General features: G+C 60.1%; 22 protein-coding genes. 11 read left to right on the top strand and 11 right to left on the bottom strand.

The window, feature by feature from the left end; genetic code table 11:
• The first annotated feature begins 113 nt into the window (after nucleotides 1-113).
• Nucleotides 114-899: a sulfite exporter TauE/SafE family protein gene (locus CXF97_RS15175; protein WP_101159192.1), complete on the top strand. Its 786-nt coding sequence runs from the start codon at nucleotides 114-116 to the stop codon at nucleotides 897-899.
• Between the two features lie 7 nt (nucleotides 900-906).
• Nucleotides 907-1,233, top strand: coding sequence for a hypothetical protein (locus CXF97_RS15170; protein WP_101159191.1), 327 nt, complete (start codon nucleotides 907-909; stop codon nucleotides 1,231-1,233).
• Between the two features lie 34 nt (nucleotides 1,234-1,267).
• Here CXF97_RS15170 and CXF97_RS15165 read toward each other — a convergent pair whose 3' ends face one another.
• Nucleotides 1,268-1,411: a hypothetical protein gene (locus CXF97_RS15165; RefSeq protein WP_256589834.1), complete on the bottom strand. Its 144-nt coding sequence runs from the start codon at nucleotides 1,409-1,411 to the stop codon at nucleotides 1,268-1,270.
• 194 nt (nucleotides 1,412-1,605) lie between these two features.
• Between CXF97_RS15165 and CXF97_RS15160 the strand changes: the two genes are divergently transcribed.
• Nucleotides 1,606-2,175, top strand: a complete 570-nt coding sequence (locus tag CXF97_RS15160; protein WP_101159190.1) for a DUF4174 domain-containing protein — start codon at nucleotides 1,606-1,608, stop codon at nucleotides 2,173-2,175.
• Nucleotides 2,176-2,260: 85 nt separating this feature from the next.
• Here CXF97_RS15160 and ampC read toward each other — a convergent pair whose 3' ends face one another.
• On the bottom strand, nucleotides 2,261-3,427 hold the full coding sequence (ampC, locus tag CXF97_RS15155; protein ID WP_101159189.1) for a class C beta-lactamase: 1,167 nt from the start codon (nucleotides 3,425-3,427) through the stop codon (nucleotides 2,261-2,263).
• A gap of 160 nt (nucleotides 3,428-3,587) precedes the next feature.
• On the opposite strand from ampC, the gene CXF97_RS15150 reads away from it, so the two are divergent.
• Nucleotides 3,588-4,475: a LysR family transcriptional regulator gene (locus CXF97_RS15150; protein ID WP_101159188.1), complete on the top strand. Its 888-nt coding sequence runs from the start codon at nucleotides 3,588-3,590 to the stop codon at nucleotides 4,473-4,475.
• A gap of 104 nt (nucleotides 4,476-4,579) precedes the next feature.
• Here CXF97_RS15150 and gudD read toward each other — a convergent pair whose 3' ends face one another.
• A complete protein-coding gene (gene gudD / locus CXF97_RS15145) occupies nucleotides 4,580-5,923 on the bottom strand; it encodes a glucarate dehydratase (RefSeq protein WP_101159187.1) in 1,344 nt (447 codons plus the stop codon).
• Between the two features lie 25 nt (nucleotides 5,924-5,948).
• Nucleotides 5,949-7,295 (bottom strand): MFS transporter, encoded by a 1,347-nt coding sequence (locus CXF97_RS15140; RefSeq protein WP_101159186.1) that lies wholly within the window; start codon nucleotides 7,293-7,295, stop codon nucleotides 5,949-5,951.
• A 356-nt stretch (nucleotides 7,296-7,651) separates the two neighbouring features.
• On the opposite strand from CXF97_RS15140, the gene CXF97_RS15135 reads away from it, so the two are divergent.
• Together CXF97_RS15135 and CXF97_RS15130 are read left to right on the top strand one after the other, a co-directional pair.
• The gene (locus CXF97_RS15135; protein WP_101159185.1) at nucleotides 7,652-8,365 is read left to right on the top strand and encodes a FadR/GntR family transcriptional regulator; all 714 of its coding nucleotides are present in this window, start codon (nucleotides 7,652-7,654) and stop codon (nucleotides 8,363-8,365) included.
• A gap of 91 nt (nucleotides 8,366-8,456) precedes the next feature.
• Nucleotides 8,457-8,690, top strand: coding sequence for a hypothetical protein (locus tag CXF97_RS15130; RefSeq protein ID WP_101159184.1), 234 nt, complete (start codon nucleotides 8,457-8,459; stop codon nucleotides 8,688-8,690).
• Nucleotides 8,691-8,809: 119 nt separating this feature from the next.
• Here CXF97_RS15130 and CXF97_RS15125 read toward each other — a convergent pair whose 3' ends face one another.
• Nucleotides 8,810-9,712: a DMT family transporter gene (locus tag CXF97_RS15125; protein ID WP_256589833.1), complete on the bottom strand. Its 903-nt coding sequence runs from the start codon at nucleotides 9,710-9,712 to the stop codon at nucleotides 8,810-8,812.
• Nucleotides 9,713-9,813: 101 nt separating this feature from the next.
• Here CXF97_RS15125 and CXF97_RS15120 point away from each other — a divergent pair, with 101 nt between their 5' ends.
• Nucleotides 9,814-10,695 carry a LysR family transcriptional regulator gene (locus CXF97_RS15120; protein WP_101159182.1) on the top strand — a complete coding sequence of 294 codons (882 nt, stop codon included), beginning with the start codon at nucleotides 9,814-9,816 and terminating at the stop codon, nucleotides 10,693-10,695.
• A 76-nt stretch (nucleotides 10,696-10,771) separates the two neighbouring features.
• On the opposite strand, the gene yegQ is transcribed toward CXF97_RS15120, so the two are convergent.
• Entirely contained in the window at nucleotides 10,772-12,106 is a 1,335-nt protein-coding gene (yegQ, locus tag CXF97_RS15115) for a tRNA 5-hydroxyuridine modification protein YegQ (RefSeq protein ID WP_101159181.1), read from the bottom strand.
• Nucleotides 12,107-12,262: 156 nt separating this feature from the next.
• On the opposite strand from yegQ, the gene CXF97_RS15110 reads away from it, so the two are divergent.
• Nucleotides 12,263-13,324 (top strand): AI-2E family transporter, encoded by a 1,062-nt coding sequence (locus CXF97_RS15110; protein ID WP_101159180.1) that lies wholly within the window; start codon nucleotides 12,263-12,265, stop codon nucleotides 13,322-13,324.
• On the opposite strand, the gene CXF97_RS15105 is transcribed toward CXF97_RS15110, so the two are convergent.
• The 3 genes from CXF97_RS15105 to CXF97_RS15095 all read right to left on the bottom strand — a co-directional run bounded on the left by CXF97_RS15105 (nucleotide 13,321) and on the right by CXF97_RS15095 (nucleotide 14,412).
• Complete coding sequence (locus CXF97_RS15105; protein WP_101159179.1) at nucleotides 13,321-13,503, bottom strand: hypothetical protein; 183 nt, start codon at nucleotides 13,501-13,503, stop codon at nucleotides 13,321-13,323. The two genes, CXF97_RS15110 and CXF97_RS15105, sit on opposite strands and share 4 nt — an antisense overlap.
• A gap of 103 nt (nucleotides 13,504-13,606) precedes the next feature.
• The gene (locus CXF97_RS15100) at nucleotides 13,607-13,801 is read right to left on the bottom strand and encodes a hypothetical protein (protein ID WP_101159178.1); all 195 of its coding nucleotides are present in this window, start codon (nucleotides 13,799-13,801) and stop codon (nucleotides 13,607-13,609) included.
• Between the two features lie 230 nt (nucleotides 13,802-14,031).
• Entirely contained in the window at nucleotides 14,032-14,412 is a 381-nt protein-coding gene (locus CXF97_RS15095) for a hypothetical protein (RefSeq protein ID WP_024013471.1), read from the bottom strand.
• Between the two features lie 243 nt (nucleotides 14,413-14,655).
• Between CXF97_RS15095 and CXF97_RS15090 the strand changes: the two genes are divergently transcribed.
• Both CXF97_RS15090 and CXF97_RS15085 read left to right on the top strand, forming a co-directional pair.
• The gene (locus CXF97_RS15090) at nucleotides 14,656-15,474 is read left to right on the top strand and encodes a shikimate 5-dehydrogenase (protein WP_101159177.1); all 819 of its coding nucleotides are present in this window, start codon (nucleotides 14,656-14,658) and stop codon (nucleotides 15,472-15,474) included.
• Between the two features lie 133 nt (nucleotides 15,475-15,607).
• Nucleotides 15,608-16,126 carry a cupin domain-containing protein gene (locus tag CXF97_RS15085; RefSeq protein ID WP_101159176.1) on the top strand — a complete coding sequence of 173 codons (519 nt, stop codon included), beginning with the start codon at nucleotides 15,608-15,610 and terminating at the stop codon, nucleotides 16,124-16,126.
• Between the two features lie 136 nt (nucleotides 16,127-16,262).
• On the opposite strand, the gene CXF97_RS15080 is transcribed toward CXF97_RS15085, so the two are convergent.
• The gene (locus CXF97_RS15080; protein ID WP_101159175.1) at nucleotides 16,263-16,907 is read right to left on the bottom strand and encodes a YceH family protein; all 645 of its coding nucleotides are present in this window, start codon (nucleotides 16,905-16,907) and stop codon (nucleotides 16,263-16,265) included.
• Between the two features lie 125 nt (nucleotides 16,908-17,032).
• Here CXF97_RS15080 and CXF97_RS15075 point away from each other — a divergent pair, with 125 nt between their 5' ends.
• A complete protein-coding gene (locus CXF97_RS15075) occupies nucleotides 17,033-17,542 on the top strand; it encodes a DUF1993 family protein (RefSeq protein ID WP_101159174.1) in 510 nt (169 codons plus the stop codon).
• A gap of 199 nt (nucleotides 17,543-17,741) precedes the next feature.
• On the opposite strand, the gene sstT is transcribed toward CXF97_RS15075, so the two are convergent.
• Nucleotides 17,742-18,971 (bottom strand): serine/threonine transporter SstT, encoded by a 1,230-nt coding sequence (sstT, locus tag CXF97_RS15070; RefSeq protein WP_101159173.1) that lies wholly within the window; start codon nucleotides 18,969-18,971, stop codon nucleotides 17,742-17,744.
• Nucleotides 18,972-19,210 lie beyond the last annotated feature (239 nt).

Here is a 19,210-nt window from a genome sequence, read left to right as displayed (position 1 = left end):
GTATCTGCGGCAAATTCGATATGGCATAACGATAGACCGCATCGATATATGTGGTTATAAGAAAAATCGCTATGCTGCGGGCCAGATTTTCCTGTCGTTTTCTGGACGTATGAATGGAATTGGCAAATTTCGGCCTGGTGATCGCCGGGCTGGTGGTGGGGTTCATCGTCGGCATGACCGGTGTCGGCGGCGGTTCGTTGATGACGCCGATTCTGCTGTGGTTCGGCATCAACCCGGCGACGGCGGTGGGTACTGACCTGTTGTATGCCGCGATCACCAAATCCAGCGGCGTCCTCGTTCACAGGAAGAACAAGAACATCGACTGGGCCATCACCGGCTGGCTGACTCTCGGCAGCGTACCGGCCGTGGCCATGACCCTGTGGTTCCTCAGTACCCTGCACACCGCGCCGGACGCGATGAACGCCATCATCAAACAGGCGCTCGGCTTCGTCCTGTTCGCCACTGCCCTGGCAATTTTCTTTAAGAAACGCTTGCTCGAATTCGCCCACAGACGCGCCGGCGGCAACTACAACCCGAGCGGTTCGCGCCTGAATGTCATGACGGTGATCACCGGTCTGATCCTCGGCACCATGGTTGCTCTGACCTCGATCGGCGCCGGGGCGCTGGGCACCGTCGCGCTGTTCATCCTCTACCCGTTGCTGCCAACCCGCCGCCTGGTCGGCACCGAAATCGCCCATGCGGTACCGCTGACCCTCGTCGCCGGCCTGGGCCACGCAAGCATGGGCAACATGGACTGGGGCGTGCTCGGCTTCCTGCTAGTCGGCTCGCTCCCGGGCATCTGGCTCGGCAGCCACCTGACCGGGCGCATCTCCGACGAAGTCCTGCGCCCGTGCCTGGCGACGATGCTGGTGTTGATTGGTTACAAGTTGGCGTTCTGATCCGTCGATGAATGAAACCTATGTCCACTGCGAGGGCCGTCTCGCCATCACCGTCGAGCCGCGTGAGATGCGCATGAGCCATTGGCTGTATGCGCCGCAGTTAGTCGATCTGCAGCAGCAAAAAGTGCTGCTGGATCTGAGCGAGAGTCTGTGGGATTTGCTCAGTACCGCCGACGAGACCTCTAGTGGCATCGAGCTGGTGCTGCGCAAGTACCCTGGCGATCGGGCGTCGGTGAGGTTGAGGGTTGATCTCGATAGCGGTGAACTCAAGCTCGGAGGACAACCCGTCGACCCCTCGCAGTTGCTCTCGGCACTCGATTCAGCGCTGGAGTGAGGCGGCAGCTTGCGGCGAGCCGCCTCACCACGGGTTAGCGCTGAATGACGGATTCGCGCATGCGCTCGATGCGATCCTCGACAGTTTGTCCGGGGCGAAACTCACCCCATTCCTTGAAATTGAGCGTGGCCAGCTCTTCAATAAATTCGGGGTGATCGCACAGAAAATCGATGTGCATGCGGGTGAACTCCATTTCTTTGGCAGAACGGCCACCCTAGTGCGCTCATGGCTGTTAATCAAATCGACGTAGCGTTTGCGCAAAGCTTTCCCTGACCTAAGCTTCTGACAGGGCAATACCTTTTTGCCAGACGCCGCCGGAACAATCACCACGATGCGCAATCAGTAGTGCGTGGATATCAAAAGGAGATGCGCATGCTCATCAGGTCCCTGACCCTGACCCTCTTGCTGGCGATCGCCAGCCCCTTGTTCGCCGCGGACAGCGATTCACCCCTGGCCGGGGACGTGGGCCGCGCCCGCCCGCTGATCGTGATTGCGCAAAGCACCGTCGACCCGGTGTGGCTGAGCCTGAAAAAGTCCCTGGAAGACCCGGCCAACAAAAAGGGCGTCACCGACCGCAACATCAAGGTCTACACCATCCTCAGCATGTCCGGCCAGCTCGACGGCAAGGACTTGGGCCAGCAGGACACCATGGCGCTGCTGCGTTCGCTGAAACTGGGCGCAGGGGCTTATCCGAAAGTGTTCCTGGTGGGCAAGGACGGCGAAACCAAACTTTCCGCCTCGGGTGACGAGGCCAAGGCATTGAGCCTGGCGAAAATCTTCGAAACCATCGACGCCATGCCCATGGCCGAAAAAGAAGCCGCCGCTGCGGCCGCCGCACAGACTCCCGTCGCTACCGAACCGGAGCCGGCTAAAGGGGCGAAGGGCACCAAGCCAGGCAAACCAGCGAAACCGAGCAAACCGCCGCAAATGCCGGATGATTGATCGGCGGCCGTAAATGCTTTGCAAACGAAAGGGGCGAGAGAATCATTCTCTCGCCCCTTTTTACATTGCCTGCGATCGTTTGCTTTTAGTCCACCAACGCCGCGAATACCGTATGCGCAATCTTCACCCGTTCGACATTCGGATAATTCTTGTTGGCCAGAATCACAATGCCCATGTCCCGCGATGGCACAAACGCTACATAGGCGCCAAAGCCTCGCGTGGAACCGGTTTTGTTGAACAGCACGTTGGCCGGCTCAGTTTGCGGCGGGGTCAGCCACTCGACGGTGTGCGGCTCCACGGCCATGGGGGTCGAGTTGCCGTTCTGCAGTTTCTCCAGGCTGATCGGGTATGCGTAGCGTTCCCAGCCCAGGCCTTGGGTCATGTCGCCGACGCGGTAATAACCGATGTGGGTGTTGGCGATGGCGTTGTGCAGTTCAGGCGCGAGGCTCGCCGGTTTCAGCTGTGCCTGAACGTAACGCAGCAGGTCGGCGGCGCTGGTTTTGATGCCGTAGGCTTCGGCGTCGAGGGCACCTGGGCTGACGCGCACCGGTTGATCGGCGCTGTCGTAGCCTTGGGCGTAGAGCTTCGATTGCGCTGGCGGCACGCTGAGGAAGGTGTGCTGCAAGCCGAGTTTCGGCAGCAGCGTCTGGGTCATCGCCTGCTCGAAGGGCTGGCCGAGGCTTTTCGCCGTCAGGTAGCCGAACAGGCCCAGGCTCGGGTTGGAATACAGGCGATGGCTGCCGGCAGGAAACTGCGGTTTCCATTGTTGGTAATAGCCAAGCATCTTGTCGGAAGAATCCGCTTTGGCGGGAAATTGCAGCGGCAGGCCGCCAGCGCTGTAGGTGCCCAGTTGCAGCACGCTGATGTTGTCGAACGCGCTGCCCTTGAGCTCTGGCCAGAGCTGGCTGGCCTTGCTCGACAGGTCGAGTTTGCCGATGGCCTGGGCGTAACCGGCGAGGGTGGCGGTGAAGGTTTTGCTCACCGAACCAACCTCGAACAGAGTGTTTTCGCTGACCTTTTGCCCGGCGTCCTTGTCGGCGACTCCGTAGTTAAAGTAATGCGTCTGACCTTTTAGCGTCAGCGCGACAGTCAGTCCCGGAATGGTGTTTTGCTGCATCACCGGGGTCACGGCTTGCGTGATCAGTGCGTGCAATTGCGCATCCGTCGGCGTGGCGGCATGGCAGGCGAGGCTGCTGAAGAACAGGGCGAAAATGCTGTAAGAAGAGACCTTGCTCGTTTTGAAGGAACACATGAGTGAATCACTCTCCATGAGTGTCGATGGTTGTATCCCGCTACACTGCGGGTGATTTTTTCATCGGGCGGCTGATCAGCGCGGCCAATTTAGGCACTTTGCCGACCCACGGCAAACGATGAAAACTCGCACGAGCCATTAGAAAAATTCGGGACAACGCATGATTCGACCTCAATTGCCCCTCAACGCACTGCGCGCGTTTGAAGCTTCTGCACGTCATCTGAGTTTCACCCGCGCTGCCGTCGAACTGTGCGTGACGCAAGCGGCGGTCAGCCATCAAGTCAAAAGCCTGGAAGCGCAACTCAACCTGACCCTGTTCAAACGCCTGCCTCGCGGGCTGATGCTGACCAGTGAAGGTGAAACCTTGCTGCCGATTCTCAGCACCTCATTCGACAACATCGCACAGATGCTTGAGCGTTTGGCCGGTGGGCAGTATCGCGACATGCTGACAGTCGGCGCCGTGGGTACGTTTGCGGTGGGCTGGCTGTTGCCGAGGCTGGCGGACTTCCGGGAGAAATATCCGCTGATCGACTTACGCCTCTCGACACATAACAACCGCGTGGACGTAGCGGCGGAAGGTCTGGATTACGCGATTCGTTTCGGTGCTGGCGCGTGGCATGGCATCGAAGCGACGCGCCTGCTCGATGCGCCGTTGTCGGTGTTGTGCGTGCCGCAAATCGCTCGGCAATTGCATTCGCCGGGCGATCTGCTGCAACAGACTTTGTTGCGTTCCTATCGCACCGATGAATGGCCGCAATGGTTTCAGGCGGCAGGCCTGGCGACGCAAGCCGCACCACCGCAGAGCATCGTTTTCGACTCGTCGCTGGCGATGATGGAAGCGGCATTGCAGGGCGGCGGCGTGGCGTTGGCGCCACCGCTGATGTTCGCCCGGCAACTGGCGGCAGATGCGATTTGCCAGCCGTTTGCGCTCGAGATCACCACGGGCAGTTACTGGCTGACGCGGTTGCAGTCGCGAGCGGAAACGGTAGCGATGAAGGCGTTCAAAACCTGGCTGCTGCAGATCTCAAGGCTGAAAACCGATTTGTAGGAGCTGCCGAAGGCTGCGATCTTTTGATCTTCAAAACAGAATCAAAAGATCGCAGCCTTCGGCAGCTCCTACTCCCACAATTGAAATCAGCGGCGCCTGCTAGATCACCGCACCAGGCACGGCCGCTTGTTATCGAATTTCCACCCCGCAATCAGAAACTGCATCGCGACGCTGTCATCCCGCGCGCCGAGGCCCATGCCTTTGTACAGTTCGTGGGCCTTGGCCACTTGATCCATGTCCAGCTCCACGCCAAGTCCCGGTTTCTGCGGCACTTGCACACAGCCGTCGACAATTTGCAGCGGTGCCTTGGTCAGGCGCTGGCCGTCCTGCCAGATCCAGTGAGTGTCGATGGCCGTGATCTCGCCCGGTGCGGCAGCGGCGACGTGGGTGAACATGGCCAGGGAAATATCGAAGTGGTTGTTGGAATGCGAGCCCCAGGTCAGACCCCACTCGTGGCACATCTGCGCCACGCGTACCGAACCCTGCATCGTCCAGAAGTGCGGGTCGGCCAGCGGAATATCCACGGACTGCAACTGGATCGCGTGGCCCATTTCGCGCCAGTCGGTGGCGATCATGTTGGTCGCGGTTTTCAGGCCCGTGGCGCGGCGGAATTCAGCCATCACTTCACGGCCGGAATAGCCGTTCTCAGCACCGCACGGGTCTTCGGCGTAGGCGAGCACGTGATGTTGATCACGGCACAAACGAATCGCTTCTTTCAGCGACCAGGCGCCGTTCGGGTCGAGGGTGATCCGCGCGTCGGGGAAGCGCTCGGCGAGTGCCGTCACCGCTTCGATCTCGGCATCGCCACTGAGCACGCCGCCCTTGAGTTTGAAATCCTTGAAGCCGTACCTGGCGTGCGCCGCCTCGGCCAGACGCACCACCGCTTCGGCAGTCATGGCTTTCTCGTGACGCACACGGAACCAGTCGTTGTCGGCCTCCGGTTCGCTGCGGTAGGCCAAGTCGGTCTCATGCTGATCGCCGACGTAGAACAGATAGCCGAGCATTTTCACTTCATCGCGCTGCTGGCCTTCGCCGAGCAGCGCCGCCACCGGCACGTCGAGGTGCTGGCCGAGCAGGTCGAGGAGGGCGGCTTCCAAACCTGTGACCGCGTGGATGGTGATGCGCAGGTCGAACGTCTGCAGACCACGGCCGCCGGCATCGCGGTCGGCGAAGGTCTGGCGCACCTGATTGAGGATTTTCTGGTAGGTGCCGATCGGGCTGCCGACCACCAGATTGCGTGCATCTTCCAGGGTCTGGCGAATGCGCTCGCCACCGGGCACTTCGCCGACGCCGGTGTGGCCGGCGTTGTCCTTGAGGATGACGATGTTGCGGGTGAAAAACGGCCCGTGGGCGCCGCTGAGGTTGAGCAGCATGCCGTCGTGACCGGCCACCGGTATGACCTGCATGTCGGTGATGATCGGAGCTTTGGCGGTGTCGTGAACAGTCATTGTTGTTTTCCTTGTCGAGACGAAGTCAGGCGTGTTTCGGCGCGGCGTCGGCCACAGCCTTTTCAGCAGCGGGTTTGGGCGTGGTGCGCGCGGCGAAGACGATGATTGCGGCGATGATCGAGGTTGCGGCCAGACCATAAAGACCGCCCTGAATCGAGCCGGTGTGTTGCTCCAGCAGGCCGAACGTGGTCGGCGCAACGAAGCCGCCGAGGTTGCCTACCGAGTTGATCAGCGCGATGACTGCCGCTGCGATGCGCGCATCCAGATAGGCCTGGGGGATCGGCCAGAACAGCGATGAGGCTGATTTGAAACCCAGTGCCGCAAAGCAGATCGCGACGAAGGCAAAGATCGGCCCGCCAGTGGTGGACATGAACATCCCCGCTGCGGCAATCAACAGCGCCGTGGCGACCCACGCTTGCTGGTGTTTCCACTTCGCCGACAGCGACGCGAAAGCGTACATGCCGACGATCGACAGCAACCACGGAATCGAGTTGAACAGGCCGACCTGCACGTCGCTGAGTTCGCCCATCTTCTTGATGATGCTCGGCAGCCAGAAAGTCGCGGCGTAGATGGTCAGCTGAATAAAGAAGTAGATCAGGCAGAACAGAATGATCTGCCGGTCCTTGAGCAGTTTGCCCAGCGACGGCCGGATCGGCGTTGCGGCTTCGCGGGCCTTTTGCTCGTCGTCGATGGCGCTGACCAGCGCATCCTGTTCGGCGCGGGTCAGCCATTTCGCGTCGTGGGGTTTGGCATCCAGCCAGAACCAGACAAAGACGCACAGGCACACCGAGAACATCCCTTCGATGAAGTACATCCACTGCCAGCCGTGCATGCCCAGGCCGTTGATCTGCAGGAGCAGGCCGGACAGCGGGCCGGAGATCAGCGAGGCCACGGCCGAGCCGCTGAGGAAGATTGCGATCGCCTTGCCGCGTTCGACGCCGGGCAGCCAGCGGGTGAAGTAATAAATCACCCCGGGAAAGAACCCGGCCTCGGCGACACCGAGCAGGAACCGCAGGATATAAAAGTGGGTTTCGTTCTGAATGAACGCCATGCAGGCCGCGACCACGCCCCAGGTGAACATGATGCGAGTCAGCCAGATGCGTGCGCCGACTTTCTGCAGAAGCATGTTGGACGGCACTTCGAACAGGGCGTAACCGATGAAGAACAGCCCGGCGCCGAAGCCGTAGGCGGCAGCACCAATACCCAGATCGGTTTCCATGTGAGTGCGGACGAAGCCGATGTTCACCCGGTCAATGTAATTGACGATGAACATGATCACGAAGAGCGGCAGGACGTGGCGTTTGACTTTGGAGATGGCTGAGGCGAGCGTCGGATCGACGCTTTCCTGCATCCCCGAGACGGAGGTTTTCACTTGTGTTTCTCCCACTGATTATTTTTATGCGGGTAAGGCCGGGTGGTGCGTTGTTGCTAGACATCATACAACTGAGTATTTTTGTCCTACAAGTGGGAAGGGGCGATTAAATTCTTCTGTTCGTGCGGTTTCTTATGCGATAACTGGATAGCGGCCCGTATTTATTAGCTGTTTCGTTAGGTGGGCGGAGCGCTTCTTTGAATGTGGCCAATGATGGACATTGGCAGCCCTGCCTCAAAATACCCAAGATAATTGCGTGTTGTCATACAAGTTGCTGAGCCATCAACCGCTAAAATCCATCTCAACCGTCACGACGCAGTGCTACGATCGGCCAGCCCCGATCACCGGAACCGATCATGCAAGAAGACCTCGACGCGCCCGCGCGCAAACGCACGCACAACCTCGCTCATGACCTGGTGGAAAAGCTCACCCAGAGCATCCTGCTGGGACAACTGTTGCCCGGTGACAAACTGCCGTCGGAGAACGCCATCGTTCAGGAGCATGGTGTGAGCCGCACGGTGGTGCGCGAGGCGATTTCCAAGTTGCAGGCCTCGGGGCTGGTGGAGACGCGCCATGGCATCGGCACTTTCGTCATCGAGCGCGCAGCGGAGCAGGGCCTGCGCCTGAATGTCGACACTGCACTTGGCGTGCGCAGCATTCTCGAATTGCGCATGGGCCTGGAGACGCAAGCGGCGGCGCTGGCGGCGCAGCGGCGCAGTGAGCAGCAGTTGCAGCAGATGCGTCAGGCGCTGGATGACTATCAGCGGTTGCTGGCCAACAACGACAGTTGCGTGGAAGCTGATCGGCGCTTTCATCTGCTGATCGCCGAGGCCACCGGCAACGCTTGCTTCAGCGAGATCATGCAGCACCTGGGCAGCGCGATGATCCCGCGTAATCGGCTCAATGCCGCCGAGCGCGGCGCGGCGGATCTGAGCAAACTCGGGCATCTGGCCAATCTGGAACACGAGGCGATTCTGAATGCGATCAAACGTCAGGACGCCGACGCTGCCCGCGCCGCGATGTGGCTGCACCTGACCAATAGTCGTGATCGCTTTATCGCCCGGAGTTGATGCCGCTGGTCTGATCTATCGCACGCCGTCGATGGCCGCGCTTCCAAACCATACGCCCCGGATAATCCGGGCCAGTATTGAGAGGTGCAGCATGGCTGATGACGCGCTTGTTCCCGGTGGCATGGTGCCCACCGAGCAGACCCACCCCGTATCCGGCACCGACGAGCCGACGCTGAGTGATCATGACGCACCGCCGGGCATGCACCCGGGGCGCGACCCATTGAGCGATGGCGACCGGCCGGATGACTGGAAGGATCCGCCGGATGACGAAGAAGATGTCCCGCCGGCGGATGAGCCGACGCCGTTGTCGGATGATTTGCGCTGAATTGTTGCCTGGCTTGCCGGCCTCATGGCTGGCAAGCCACCCCAGCGGATCTGTGTCCTACAGACATCCGCTGAGGGAGCGAGCCTGCTCGCGAAGACGGCATCTGCTTCACAACAGATTTACGCCTTGGTCTCAACTGCCCGAACTACCCCAATCCCACGCTCCAGATTCAACGCCAACACGCTGGTCAACACCACCACCGCGCCCAACAGCACCATTAACGTCGGCCGTTCCCCCAAACCCCACGACGCTATTCCCATGGCCGCCGGCGGTATGAGATACAAGGTCATCGTCGCCCGGCTCAAATCCACATGCTTGAGCACGAAACCCCAGGCCAGATAAGCCAATGCGCTGGGAAACACCCCCAACATCAACACCGCCCACTGCGCAGGCGTCGGCGCATTCATCACGGCTTCAGCCAGCCCCGGCAGATAGATCAGCAACAGCAACGTTCCCGACCACACCGCATAGCACCCCAGGCTGAAGCCGTCGTAGCGCCGCGCGTGATGTTTTTGCAGGGCGAAATAGATGCTCCAGGAAAACGCCGCCAGCAAGATCAGCAACCCATGTGCACCGATAGCGCCCAAGCCTTTATCGCCGCTGACCACGATCACTACGCCGACAAACCCAAGCAATACGCAACCCCAGCGCCAGGCGCTGACGCGATCCTTGAACACGCACTGCGCCAGCAGCGTGCTGAACAACGGGCTCGATTGCGCCAGCACGCTGGAAGCGCCGGCGCTGATGCCTTGCTGGCCGATATTCAAGGCGACGTGATGGAGGCTGACGGCAAAGAACCCCAAGGCAAACAGCAACGGCACATCGCGCCATTGCGGCAGGCGAATGCCTTTGAAGATTGCGATCAGCGCCATCAGCAGCGATGCCAGCAGAAAACGCAGCAAGGCCAGATGACCGGGCCCATACCCTTGCAAGCCGACGTGTATACCGGTGGGCGAATAGCCCCAGCAGCCGACAACAAATGCCATGGCCAGGATGATTTTGCACGCAAGGGTTGAAGGCATTATCGAAGCACCAGAGCAGGGGATGCGCCGAGTATCCGGGCGCCCGATCATTCGCCACAACTGACTTATACTGCGCCGACTATTCACTTGGAGTGATGATTATGGAGTTGGCGCAAATCCGCATGTTCAAGACCGTGGCCGAGGTTGGCAGCATTGCTCGCGCCGCTGAAAAGCTGTTCTGCGTGCCGTCGAATATCACTGCGCGGATCAAAGCGCTGGAGGCCGAATTGGGCGTAGCGCTGTTCTTGCGCGAGGGGCGCGGGCTGCGCATCAGCCCGGCGGGGCAGACCTTTCTGGTTTACGCGGAAAAAATTCTGGCGCTGACCGTTGAAGCTAAACGCGCGCTCGACCCTGCTGCCGAGCCATGCGGACCGCTGCGCATCGGCGCCATCGAATCTTCAGCCACCGGGCGATTGCCGCGTTTGCTGGCGAAATTCCACAAGCGTTATCCGCAAGTGGCGCTGGAGCTCACCACTGGCACCTGGGGCCAGCTGCTCGACGACACCGTCAACCATCGCCTGGATGGCGCGATCGTGGCGGTGGATGTCGAACGTGCGCAGCTCAATCGTACGCCGATGTACCGCGAGCAATTGCTGCTGATCGCTTCGACGTCATTCGGTGCGGTGCGCGACATATCGGATTTACAAGACAAAACCGTGTTCATGTGGCCGCAGGGGTGCCCTTACCGCGCGGCACTCGAGCATTGGCTGTTGCGCCAGGGGCAGGCGCTGCCGATCGTCAGCCTGGCCAGTTACGGGGCTATTGTCGGCTGCGTCAGTGCTGGCGCTGGGGTGGCGTTGGTACCCAAGGGCGTGTTCGAGCAGTACGCCAAAGGCGCGGGCTGCGTGGGGTATGAGTTTGCCGAACTGACGGCGATCGAGAATTTGTTCTACTGGCATGAGAATGCCGGAGTGCACCCGGCGCGGGAGGCGTTTGTGGCGATGTTGCGCGAGGAGTTTGCCGAGGCAAGTTTGCGACAGTGACCGTTCCCACGCTCCGCCTGGGAACGATCAAAATCAGAAGATCGCAGCCTTCGGCAGCTCCTGCAGAGGCGTGTTTTCAGCGTTCAATCGGGGCCAAATCCCGCATCAACAACCCAAAACGCAAATCCACCGCGTCCGGTATCGGCACGTAAACCGTATGCCCATCCCCCGGCGCCACCTCGATCGCGTCCCCGCAGGCACTCTGCAACTCATGCAGATCAAAATGAAAATTGCCTTTGGGCGTCATCAACTCCAGGTGGTCGCCCAAGGCAAACCGGTTCTTCACTTTCACCTGCGCCAAGCGATCCCTTCGCTCGCCGGTCAGTTCTCCAACAAACTGCTGGCGCTCCGACACCGAACTGCCGTGCTGATAGTTCTGGTATTCGTCATGCACATGCCGGCGCAGAAAACCCTCGGTGTAGCCACGCTGGGCCAGTGATTCCAGATCAAGCATCAGGCTGCGATCGAACTCGCGCCCGGCCACGGCATCATCGATCGCTCGGCGATACACCTGGGTGGTGCGTGCGCAGTAAAAATGCGATTTGGTGCGGCCCTCAATCTTTAGCGAATGCACGCCCATGCGCGTCAACCGCTCGACATGCTGCACGGCGCGCAGGTCCTTGGCGTTCATGATGTAGGTGCCGTGTTCGTCTTCGAAGGCCGGCATCAATTCATCCGGGCGGTTGGCTTCCTGAAGCAGAAATACCCGATCAGTCGGCGCGCCGAGGCCTAGGGTCGGCTCGGGTTCAAAGGTCTGGACGATCTCGCCGAGCTGATTTTCCGTAGCTTCGTGCGCCGAGTACTTCCAGCGGCAGGCGTTGGTGCAAGTGCCTTGGTTGGCATCGCGCTTGTTCATGTAGCCGGAAAGCAGGCAGCGCCCGGAATAAGCCATGCACAACGCGCCGTGCACGAACACTTCGAGCTCCATGGCCGGTACCTGCTCGCGGATTTCACCAATTTCTTCCAGGGACAATTCGCGCGACAGAATGATCCGGCTCAGCCCCTGTTGCTGCCAGAACTCGACACTCGCCCAATTCACCGTGTTGGCCTGCACCGAAAGGTGAATCGGCATCTGCGCAAAATGCCGACGTACCAGCATGATCAGGCCAGGGTCGGACATGATCAGCGCATCGGGCGCCATCTCGATCACCGGCGCCAGATCCTTGAGGAACGTCTTCAACTTGGCGTTGTGCGGAGCAATGTTGACCACCACATAGAAACGCTTGCCCTGCGCCTGCGCCTCACGAATGCCCAGCGCCAGGTTGGCGTGATCGAATTCGTTGTTGCGCACCCGCAGGCTGTAGCGCGGCTGACCGGCGTAGACCGCGTCGGCACCGTAGGCAAAGGCGTAGCGCATGTTTTTCAGGGTGCCGGCGGGGGCGAGGAGCTCGGGGGCGATGAGAGTTGGCATCTGGGCGTCGGTCGCAAAAGCCGCGCAGGGTAGGTCAGCTGTCGCGAGCGTTTATTGATCTGGATCTATGCTCCATGAATAAACATGGCACTCGCGCGCGCGGCGGCTGACTAAGTGGGGCAGGCGTGCGTGACGCCTGACTGACATGGACCGGATATGAACGAAAAGAGTCTGCAATTCAAATCCCTGACAGTGCTGCTGGTACTGGTCACGGTGGCCTTTATCTGGATTCTGTTGCCGTTCTACGGCGCGGTGTTCTGGGCCGTCATCCTTGGCATTCTGTTTGCGCCGGTGCAGCGCAAGTTGCAGTTGAAATTCGGCTGGCCACGCAACGTCACCTCGCTGTGCACCTTGAGCCTGTGCCTGGTGATGGCGATTCTGCCGGTGATCATCGTCAGCATTCTGCTGGTGCAGGAAGGGGCGACGGTTTACAAGAACATCGAAAGCGGTGAGCTGGACATCGCCGCGTATCTGGCGCAGTTCAAGCACAGCTTGCCGCCATATTTTCAGCATTTGCTCGACCGCTTTGGCATGGGCGAACTTGACAGTCTGCGGGAGAAAATCGTCAAAACGGCCATGCAGGGCAGTCAGGTGCTGGCGACGCAGGCGTTCAGTTTTGGCCAGGGCACGTTTGAGTTCGTGGTGAGCTTTTTCATCATGCTGTATCTGCTGTTTTTCTTTCTGCGCGATGGTCCCGAGCTGGCGCGCAAGATGCGCACTGCCGTGCCTCTGGAGGAAAACCACAAGCGCCGCCTGCAATTGAAGTTCAACCGCGTGGTGCGCGCGACGGTGAAGGGCAACGTGGTGGTGGCCGTGACGCAAGGCGCGCTGGGCGGGGCGATTTTCTGGTTTCTCGACATTCCCAGCGCGTTGCTCTGGGCGGTGCTGATGGCATTTCTGTCGCTGTTGCCAGCGGTGGGGGCGGGGATTGTCTGGGCGCCGGTGGCGATCTACTTCCTGCTCAGCGGCATGATCTGGCAGGGCGTGGTGCTGGGCTTGTTCGGCGTATTCGTGATCGGCCTGGTCGACAACGTGCTGCGCCCGATTCTGGTGGGCAAAGACACGAAAATGCCCGACTACCTGATTCTGGTTTCCACACTCGGCGGCCTTGCGGTATTTGGCCTCAATGGCTTTGTGATCGGTCCGCTGATCGCCGCGTTGTTTCTGTCGAGCTGGGCACTGTTTGTCGAGACCAAGCCCAAGGTGCAACTGCCTTAGGCATGAAACGCGCTGCTGGCGACTTGTTGCGACAAGGCCTGAGCCGCTGGCAAGGAGGTGAGCGGACCGCTGATCGGCTCGCCATCGCGCACCAGATACCAACAGGCGAGCAAACCGGATGCACGCAGCGAAGCGGGAACTGCGCTGCCGATCACCGACATGATTTGAACCTGAGCCATGGGAAAACCTCCATCAAACTGATGGGGCTACCTTAAGGATTTGCCGGCACGACGGACAATCAACGCTTTCGATAGTGGTCATTGACGCCAGTGAGGTCTGGCTTCATTCGACAACTTGATCGAGCATGTGCATGACTTCGCGTTCATTGAGCAGGCCCTTGTGCACGAGGTTTTCGGCGAGCAGGGACAGCAGCTTGGCGCAGCGATGGCCTTCCAGATGTTTGAGCTCGGTGAGCGCGCCGTACACCTTGCTCGAGGTGCACAAACCGACGATGCGGTGCGGATTTTGGGTGGGCATACAGTCGTCCTTGTTGTTATCGGTCTGTTGTTTACGGACGGATTCAGATTGCGGTTCCGTCATGACAAAACAGTGACCGTTTGATGAAAAAAGTGCCAGCGGTCGAGTTAATCATGCCGACTTTAGCTGCTCAAACTGTCCTCACAGCGACCTTGGCGAGATTTTTTCAGACGTTGGCCGACCAGCGGTCATTAAAAAGCCCCGCTCGAAAGCAGGGCTCTGTGTTGCGCTTACCAGCGTGGACCGCCGTAGTAGCCATGTGGGCCGCCATAATAGCCGTGGGGCCGACCGTAATAACCGCGCGGCGGGCCGTAGTAAACGGGGGCCGGCTGCACGTAAACCGGTTGTTGCACATACACCGGCGCCGGTTGGTAGTAGACCGGTGGCGGCGGTTGCTGCACGTAGACCGGTTGCGGCTGAACATAGACCGGCTGTTGCTGCACGTACACCGGCCGATCCTGGTTGATCAGTGCCGAGCCGATGATGGCCGAGCCGACGATCGCGCCAAACACTGCAGGGCCCTGCCAGCCATGGCCACCACCCGCTTCAGCCTGTCCGGTGACTGCGAGCGCGCCAATCAACAAAGCCATGATGGGAAGTTTACGAATCATGATAAGTCCTCGGTTCTTCGACCCGGCGCCGCGGCCTGAATCAGGCCCAAGGTTGTCGCGGGGATACAGCTAAGACAGCAAATTCGCGAAATTCAGCACAGCCGCTGGGTAAATTTTGTGTAAGGTCTGTGGCGGCTTCTTTACCCGGCTGCGCAGCGCCACAAACAAGCCGCGATGATGATTCAGAACCCGGTGGGCCGGCCAATGCTGCCCATCCGAAAGTGCGTTTGAAGGAGAAGTTGCATGCAGATGAACCCGAACAAAGACACCCAACTGTGCATGTCCCTGTCCGGGCGGCCAGGGAATTTCGGTCTGCGTTTTCACAACCATTTGTATGAACAGCTGGGCCTGAATTTCTATTACAAGGCCTTCAGCAGCCGGGACCTGACCGGCGCGGTCGGTGGCATCCGTGCCCTGGGTATTCGTGGCTGCGGCGTGTCGATGCCGTTCAAAGAGGCTTGCATTGCATTGGTCGATGAGCTCGATGCCTCGGCGGCGGCGATCCAGTCAATCAATACCATCGTCAACACCAATGGCCACCTCAAGGCTTACAACACCGATTACATCGCCGTCGCGCAGTTGCTGGCAGGGCACGCGGTGCCCAAGGATTCCACGTTCGCCCTGCGTGGCAGTGGGGGCATGGCCAAAGCGGTGGCCAGTGCCTTACGCGATGGCGGTTACCAGAACGGCTCGATTGTCGCTCGCAACGAACGCGCCGGGCGTGCTTTGGCGGATTCGCTGGGCTATCGCTGGCAGGCCGAACTTGGCGCCGAGCGCCCGCAGATGCTGATCAATGTCACCCCCGTAGGCATGGACGGCGGGCCGGAGGCGGGGCAACTGGCGTTTGAGCCTGAAGTGATCAAAGCGGCGGACACCGTGTTCGATGTGGTGGCGATCCCTTCGCAGACGCCGCTGATCGTGCGCGCGCGGGCCGAGGGCAAGCGCGTGATCACTGGGCTTGAGGTGATTGCAATCCAGGCACTGGAGCAGTTTGTTCTGTATACCGGCGTGCGGCCGAATGAGGCGCAGTTTGCGGCGGCGGTGGATTTTGCGCGCAGCTGAGTCTTGCGGTGGCTGCGAGGCGCTCATCGCTGGCTTGCCTGCGATGAGGTCAACTCGGTTTATCTGGTTGTCTATTATTCAAGGCCGGCAAACACACACCTGCCCACCACAAAAACCATAACCGAGGCCGCCCATGCATCCGCCGATCATTAATCTCAACGAGGTCGAACTTCAAGCTTTGCCCGAAGCCCTGGCTCCTGAAGGCGAAACCGCCGGGCGCTATCAGCAGCGTATCGCGCGGATCGGTCAGCAACTGGGTGCGCAGAAACTTGGTTATCGTCTGTATGTGCTGCCACCCGGCATGCGCGGCAGCCCATTTCACAGTCATCGGGTCAATGAGGAAATGTTCTACGTGGTGGCCGGGGAGGGCGAAGTGCGGTTGGGAGGCGAGCGTTTTCCGATCCGCGCCGGTGATGTGGTCGCCTGCCCACCGGGCGGGCCGGAGAAGGCCCATCAGATCATCAATAACAGCGCCGGCGAATTGCGTTATCTGGCGATCAGCACCCAGCAGCAACCTGAGATTTGCGAGTATCCGGATTCGAACAAATATGCGGTGATGGATAACTTCGCGGTTGATGCAGAGGGCAATCCCACGGGATTTGTCGCCGTCGCGCGACAGGCCGATGGCGTGGATTACTGGGACGGCGAATAGCACACAGATCCTGAATTGGATGAATAATCCCCTGTGGCAGCGGGCTTGCTCGCGAATGCGGTGGATCAGTCAAATCACCTTTGAATGACACACCGCATTCGCGAGCAAGCCCGCTCCCACAGTTGAACTGTGTTGGTTATTCGAGGCGGGCCAGGCGTTCTTCCAGTGCCGCGATGCGGGCCTCGAGTTCTTCGATACGCTCCAGCGAGACGCCGCCGCTCGAACGCTCTGCGGGATTCTGCCGCGCCGCCAATATCGCCTCGATGTCCGCCGGATCGCCCAGCGCGTGGGTGTAGCGATCCTCGCGCTGCCCGGACTGACGTGGAATCAGTACCGCCAGTCCGCGGGCGATCAGGCGTTCAAGCTGATGCACCACTTGCTCGGCGTCCTCGAACTCGTGCATGCGTGCGCTGCGGGTCAGCAGTTCGTTGACGGTCTGCGGGCCGCGCAGAAACATCAGGCCAGTCAGAATCACCTGCGCCGGCACCAGCTCCAGCGCCTTGTCGACCTTGTGCTCCCAGCGGTCGGCGCGGCTGCCCATGACCAGCCGGGTAAAACCGCGACCTTCCAGCGCCCGCAGGCTCTGGCCGACCTGGCCCTGATTGAGGTTCATCACCGGTTCGCGGCTGGTCTTCTGATTGCAGGCCAGCACCAGCGCGTTGAGGGTCAGCGGATAGGTTTCCGGGCTGGTGGCCTGTTTTTCGATCAGCGCACCCAGAATGCGGATTTCCGTGGCAGTGAGCCGTAGCTGTTCGGAGGTGGATTCTTGTTCGTTACTCATCGCGCGTTCCCTCTGCAGTCGAAGCCGCCTAGCCTAATCCTTGCCAAACAAAAGGCAAGTCGTGCGGTCATCAAGCATGGCTATAATCGCCACCACGTATTACCCAGCCATCACATGAGACTGCCATGACCATTTCACTCTACGCCGCATCCGTCCCGGTTTTTCAACAAATGCTCAATGCCCTGAGCGATGTGCTGAAAAAGGCTGAAGCCCACGCCAGCGCGAAAAACATCGACCAGAGCGCCTTCCTGCAAGCGCGTCTGTACCCGGACATGTTCCCGCTGGTGCGTCAGGTGCAGATTGCCGTGGATTTCGCCAAAGGTGTTTCGGCGCGGCTGGCCGAAGTCGAGCTGCCGAAGTACGACGACACTGAAACCACCTTCGCCGAGCTGCAAGCGCTGATTGCCAAGGTTCTGGCCTTCATCGGCGAGATCAAGCCAGAGCAGATCGACGGCAAGGAAGGCATCGAAATCGTTACGCGCCCGGGTACGCCGAAAGAGAAGCGCTTCACTGGGCAGGCGTATCTGCTGACTTACGGCTTGCCGCAGTTCTTCTTCCACGTCACCACCACCTACGCGCTGCTGCGTCATAACGGCGTTGAAGTAGGTAAGCGCGATTACATGGGCGCGTTCTAAACACCCGGATACGAAAAAGCCCGCCAAGGTTCGCGCCTTGGCGGGCTTTGATCGTTCCCACGCGCAGCAAAGGAATGCAGCCCGGGACGCTCTGCGTCACATCCAGAGCCGAACGCGGAGCGTCCGTTGATTCATTCCCACGCAGAGTGTGGGAACGATCTGCAAAACTCCCACGCTCCCCGTTTTTCCTACAGCACGATCATGCGCGCTGAGCTTTCTCTTCTTCGCCCAGGCAAGCCGCCGCTGTAAACAGCACGTCAGTCGACGAGTTCAACGCGGTCTCCGCCGAATCCTGCAGCACGCCAATAATGAAGCCCACCGCCACGACCTGCATGGCAATCTCGCTCGGGATGCCGAACAGGCTGCACGCCAGCGGAATCAGCAGCAGCGAGCCACCGGCTACACCCGAAGCGCCACAGGCGCAGACGGCTGCGACGACGCTGAGCAGGATCGCGGTCGGAATGTCCACGGCGATGCCCAGGGTGTGTACGGCCGCCAGGGCCAGCACGGTAATGGTGATCGCCGCGCCGGCCATGTTGATGGTGGCGCCCAGCGGGATCGACACCGAGTAGGTGTCTTCGTGCAGGCCCAGGCGTTTGCTCAATTCCAGATTGACCGGAATGTTTGCCGCCGAGCTGCGGGTGAAGAATGCAGTAATGCCGCTTTCACGCAGGCACATCAGCGTCAGTGGGTACGGGTTGCGGCGCAGCTTCCAGAATACGATCAGCGGGTTCATCACCAACGCGACGAAGAGCATGCAGCCCAACAGTACGGCGAGCAAGTGCGCATAACCGAGCAGCGCGCCGAAACCGGAGGTGGCGAGTGTCGAAGCCACCAGCCCGAAGATGCCCAGCGGGGCGAAGCGAATCACCACGCGTACGATCACGGTCACACCGTTGGACAGGTCGCCCAGCACTTCGCGGGTCGTGTCGCCGGCGTGGCGAATGGCGATGCCCATGCCGATCGCCCAAGCCAGAATGCCGATGAAATTGGCATTCATCAGCGCGCTGACCGGGTTATCCACGACGCTCAGCAGCAGGCTTTGCAGGACTTCGCCGATACCGCCGGGTGCGGTCACGGCAACGTTTTCGGTGGCCAACACCAGATTCGACGGGAACGCCATGCTGGCGACTACGGCCACCACCGCAGCGCTGAATGTACCCAGCAAGTAAAGGAACAGGATCGGCCGGATATGGGTTTCCTGACCGTGCTTGTGGTTGGCGATCGAGGCCATCACCAGCACGAACACCAGAATCGGCGCCACGGCTTTCAACGCCGAGACAAACACTTTGCCGATGAACGCGGTGGACTTCGCCAGCTCCGGTGCAATCAGGGCCAGGGCAATACCGGCGATCAGACCAATGACGATCTGGCTGACCAGACTCAGGCGTTTCAGGCGTTGCAGTAACGAAGGGGATGAAGCGGTCATAGCGGCATCTCTGTTTTTTATAGGGTGCGAAGCGTCGTGGGCAGTCACGAAACGCCTGTCGAGGTGATATCAGCGCCGCTAAACGCAGCGTTGAGCAGCTGTACGATTTTCAGGGCGCGGACTTTATCACAGCGTAGGCGTGAACCTTCAGGCCTGTGACGATCTGCCACCGGATCGGCACGGCAGATCGGCAGTTTTGGGCAACTCAGTGCGGACACAGTCTGTTAAGATTCGCCATC

Origin of the sequence: Pseudomonas sp. Choline-02u-1, from assembly GCF_002836515.1 — a bacterium.
Classification (GTDB): domain Bacteria; phylum Pseudomonadota; class Gammaproteobacteria; order Pseudomonadales; family Pseudomonadaceae; genus Aquipseudomonas.
Note: the sequence above shows the minus strand (reverse complement) of the source record. Positions and strands in the feature narration are given on the sequence as shown.

Bases quoted from the DNA above. Each gene is read 5' to 3' on its own strand.
- CXF97_RS15175 (WP_101159192.1), top strand. From the start codon at position 114: ATGGAATTGGCAAATTTCGGCCTGGTGATCGCCGGGCTGGTGGTGGGG.
- CXF97_RS15165 (WP_256589834.1), bottom strand. From the start codon at position 1,411: ATGCACATCGATTTTCTGTGCGATCACCCCGAATTTATTGAAGAGCTG.
- yegQ (WP_101159181.1), bottom strand. From the start codon at position 12,106: ATGCCAACTCTCATCGCCCCCGAGCTCCTCGCCCCCGCCGGCACCCTG.
- CXF97_RS15095 (WP_024013471.1), bottom strand. From the start codon at position 14,412: ATGATTCGTAAACTTCCCATCATGGCTTTGTTGATTGGCGCGCTCGCA.
- sstT (WP_101159173.1), bottom strand. From the start codon at position 18,971: ATGACCGCTTCATCCCCTTCGTTACTGCAACGCCTGAAACGCCTGAGT.
- CXF97_RS15135 (WP_101159185.1), top strand. From the start codon at position 7,652: ATGCAAGAAGACCTCGACGCGCCCGCGCGCAAACGCACGCACAACCTC.
- CXF97_RS15160 (WP_101159190.1), top strand. From the start codon at position 1,606: ATGCTCATCAGGTCCCTGACCCTGACCCTCTTGCTGGCGATCGCCAGC.
- CXF97_RS15105 (WP_101159179.1), bottom strand. From the start codon at position 13,503: ATGGCTCAGGTTCAAATCATGTCGGTGATCGGCAGCGCAGTTCCCGCT.
- CXF97_RS15075 (WP_101159174.1), top strand. From the start codon at position 17,033: ATGACCATTTCACTCTACGCCGCATCCGTCCCGGTTTTTCAACAAATG.
- CXF97_RS15120 (WP_101159182.1), top strand. From the start codon at position 9,814: ATGGAGTTGGCGCAAATCCGCATGTTCAAGACCGTGGCCGAGGTTGGC.
- CXF97_RS15110 (WP_101159180.1), top strand. From the start codon at position 12,263: ATGAACGAAAAGAGTCTGCAATTCAAATCCCTGACAGTGCTGCTGGTA.
- CXF97_RS15085 (WP_101159176.1), top strand. From the start codon at position 15,608: ATGCATCCGCCGATCATTAATCTCAACGAGGTCGAACTTCAAGCTTTG.
- CXF97_RS15080 (WP_101159175.1), bottom strand. From the start codon at position 16,907: ATGAGTAACGAACAAGAATCCACCTCCGAACAGCTACGGCTCACTGCC.
- ampC (WP_101159189.1), bottom strand. From the start codon at position 3,427: ATGTGTTCCTTCAAAACGAGCAAGGTCTCTTCTTACAGCATTTTCGCC.
- CXF97_RS15090 (WP_101159177.1), top strand. From the start codon at position 14,656: ATGCAGATGAACCCGAACAAAGACACCCAACTGTGCATGTCCCTGTCC.
- CXF97_RS15150 (WP_101159188.1), top strand. From the start codon at position 3,588: ATGATTCGACCTCAATTGCCCCTCAACGCACTGCGCGCGTTTGAAGCT.
- CXF97_RS15125 (WP_256589833.1), bottom strand. From the start codon at position 9,712: ATGCCTTCAACCCTTGCGTGCAAAATCATCCTGGCCATGGCATTTGTT.
- CXF97_RS15170 (WP_101159191.1), top strand. From the start codon at position 907: ATGAATGAAACCTATGTCCACTGCGAGGGCCGTCTCGCCATCACCGTC.
- CXF97_RS15130 (WP_101159184.1), top strand. From the start codon at position 8,457: ATGGCTGATGACGCGCTTGTTCCCGGTGGCATGGTGCCCACCGAGCAG.
- gudD (WP_101159187.1), bottom strand. From the start codon at position 5,923: ATGACTGTTCACGACACCGCCAAAGCTCCGATCATCACCGACATGCAG.
- CXF97_RS15100 (WP_101159178.1), bottom strand. From the start codon at position 13,801: ATGCCCACCCAAAATCCGCACCGCATCGTCGGTTTGTGCACCTCGAGC.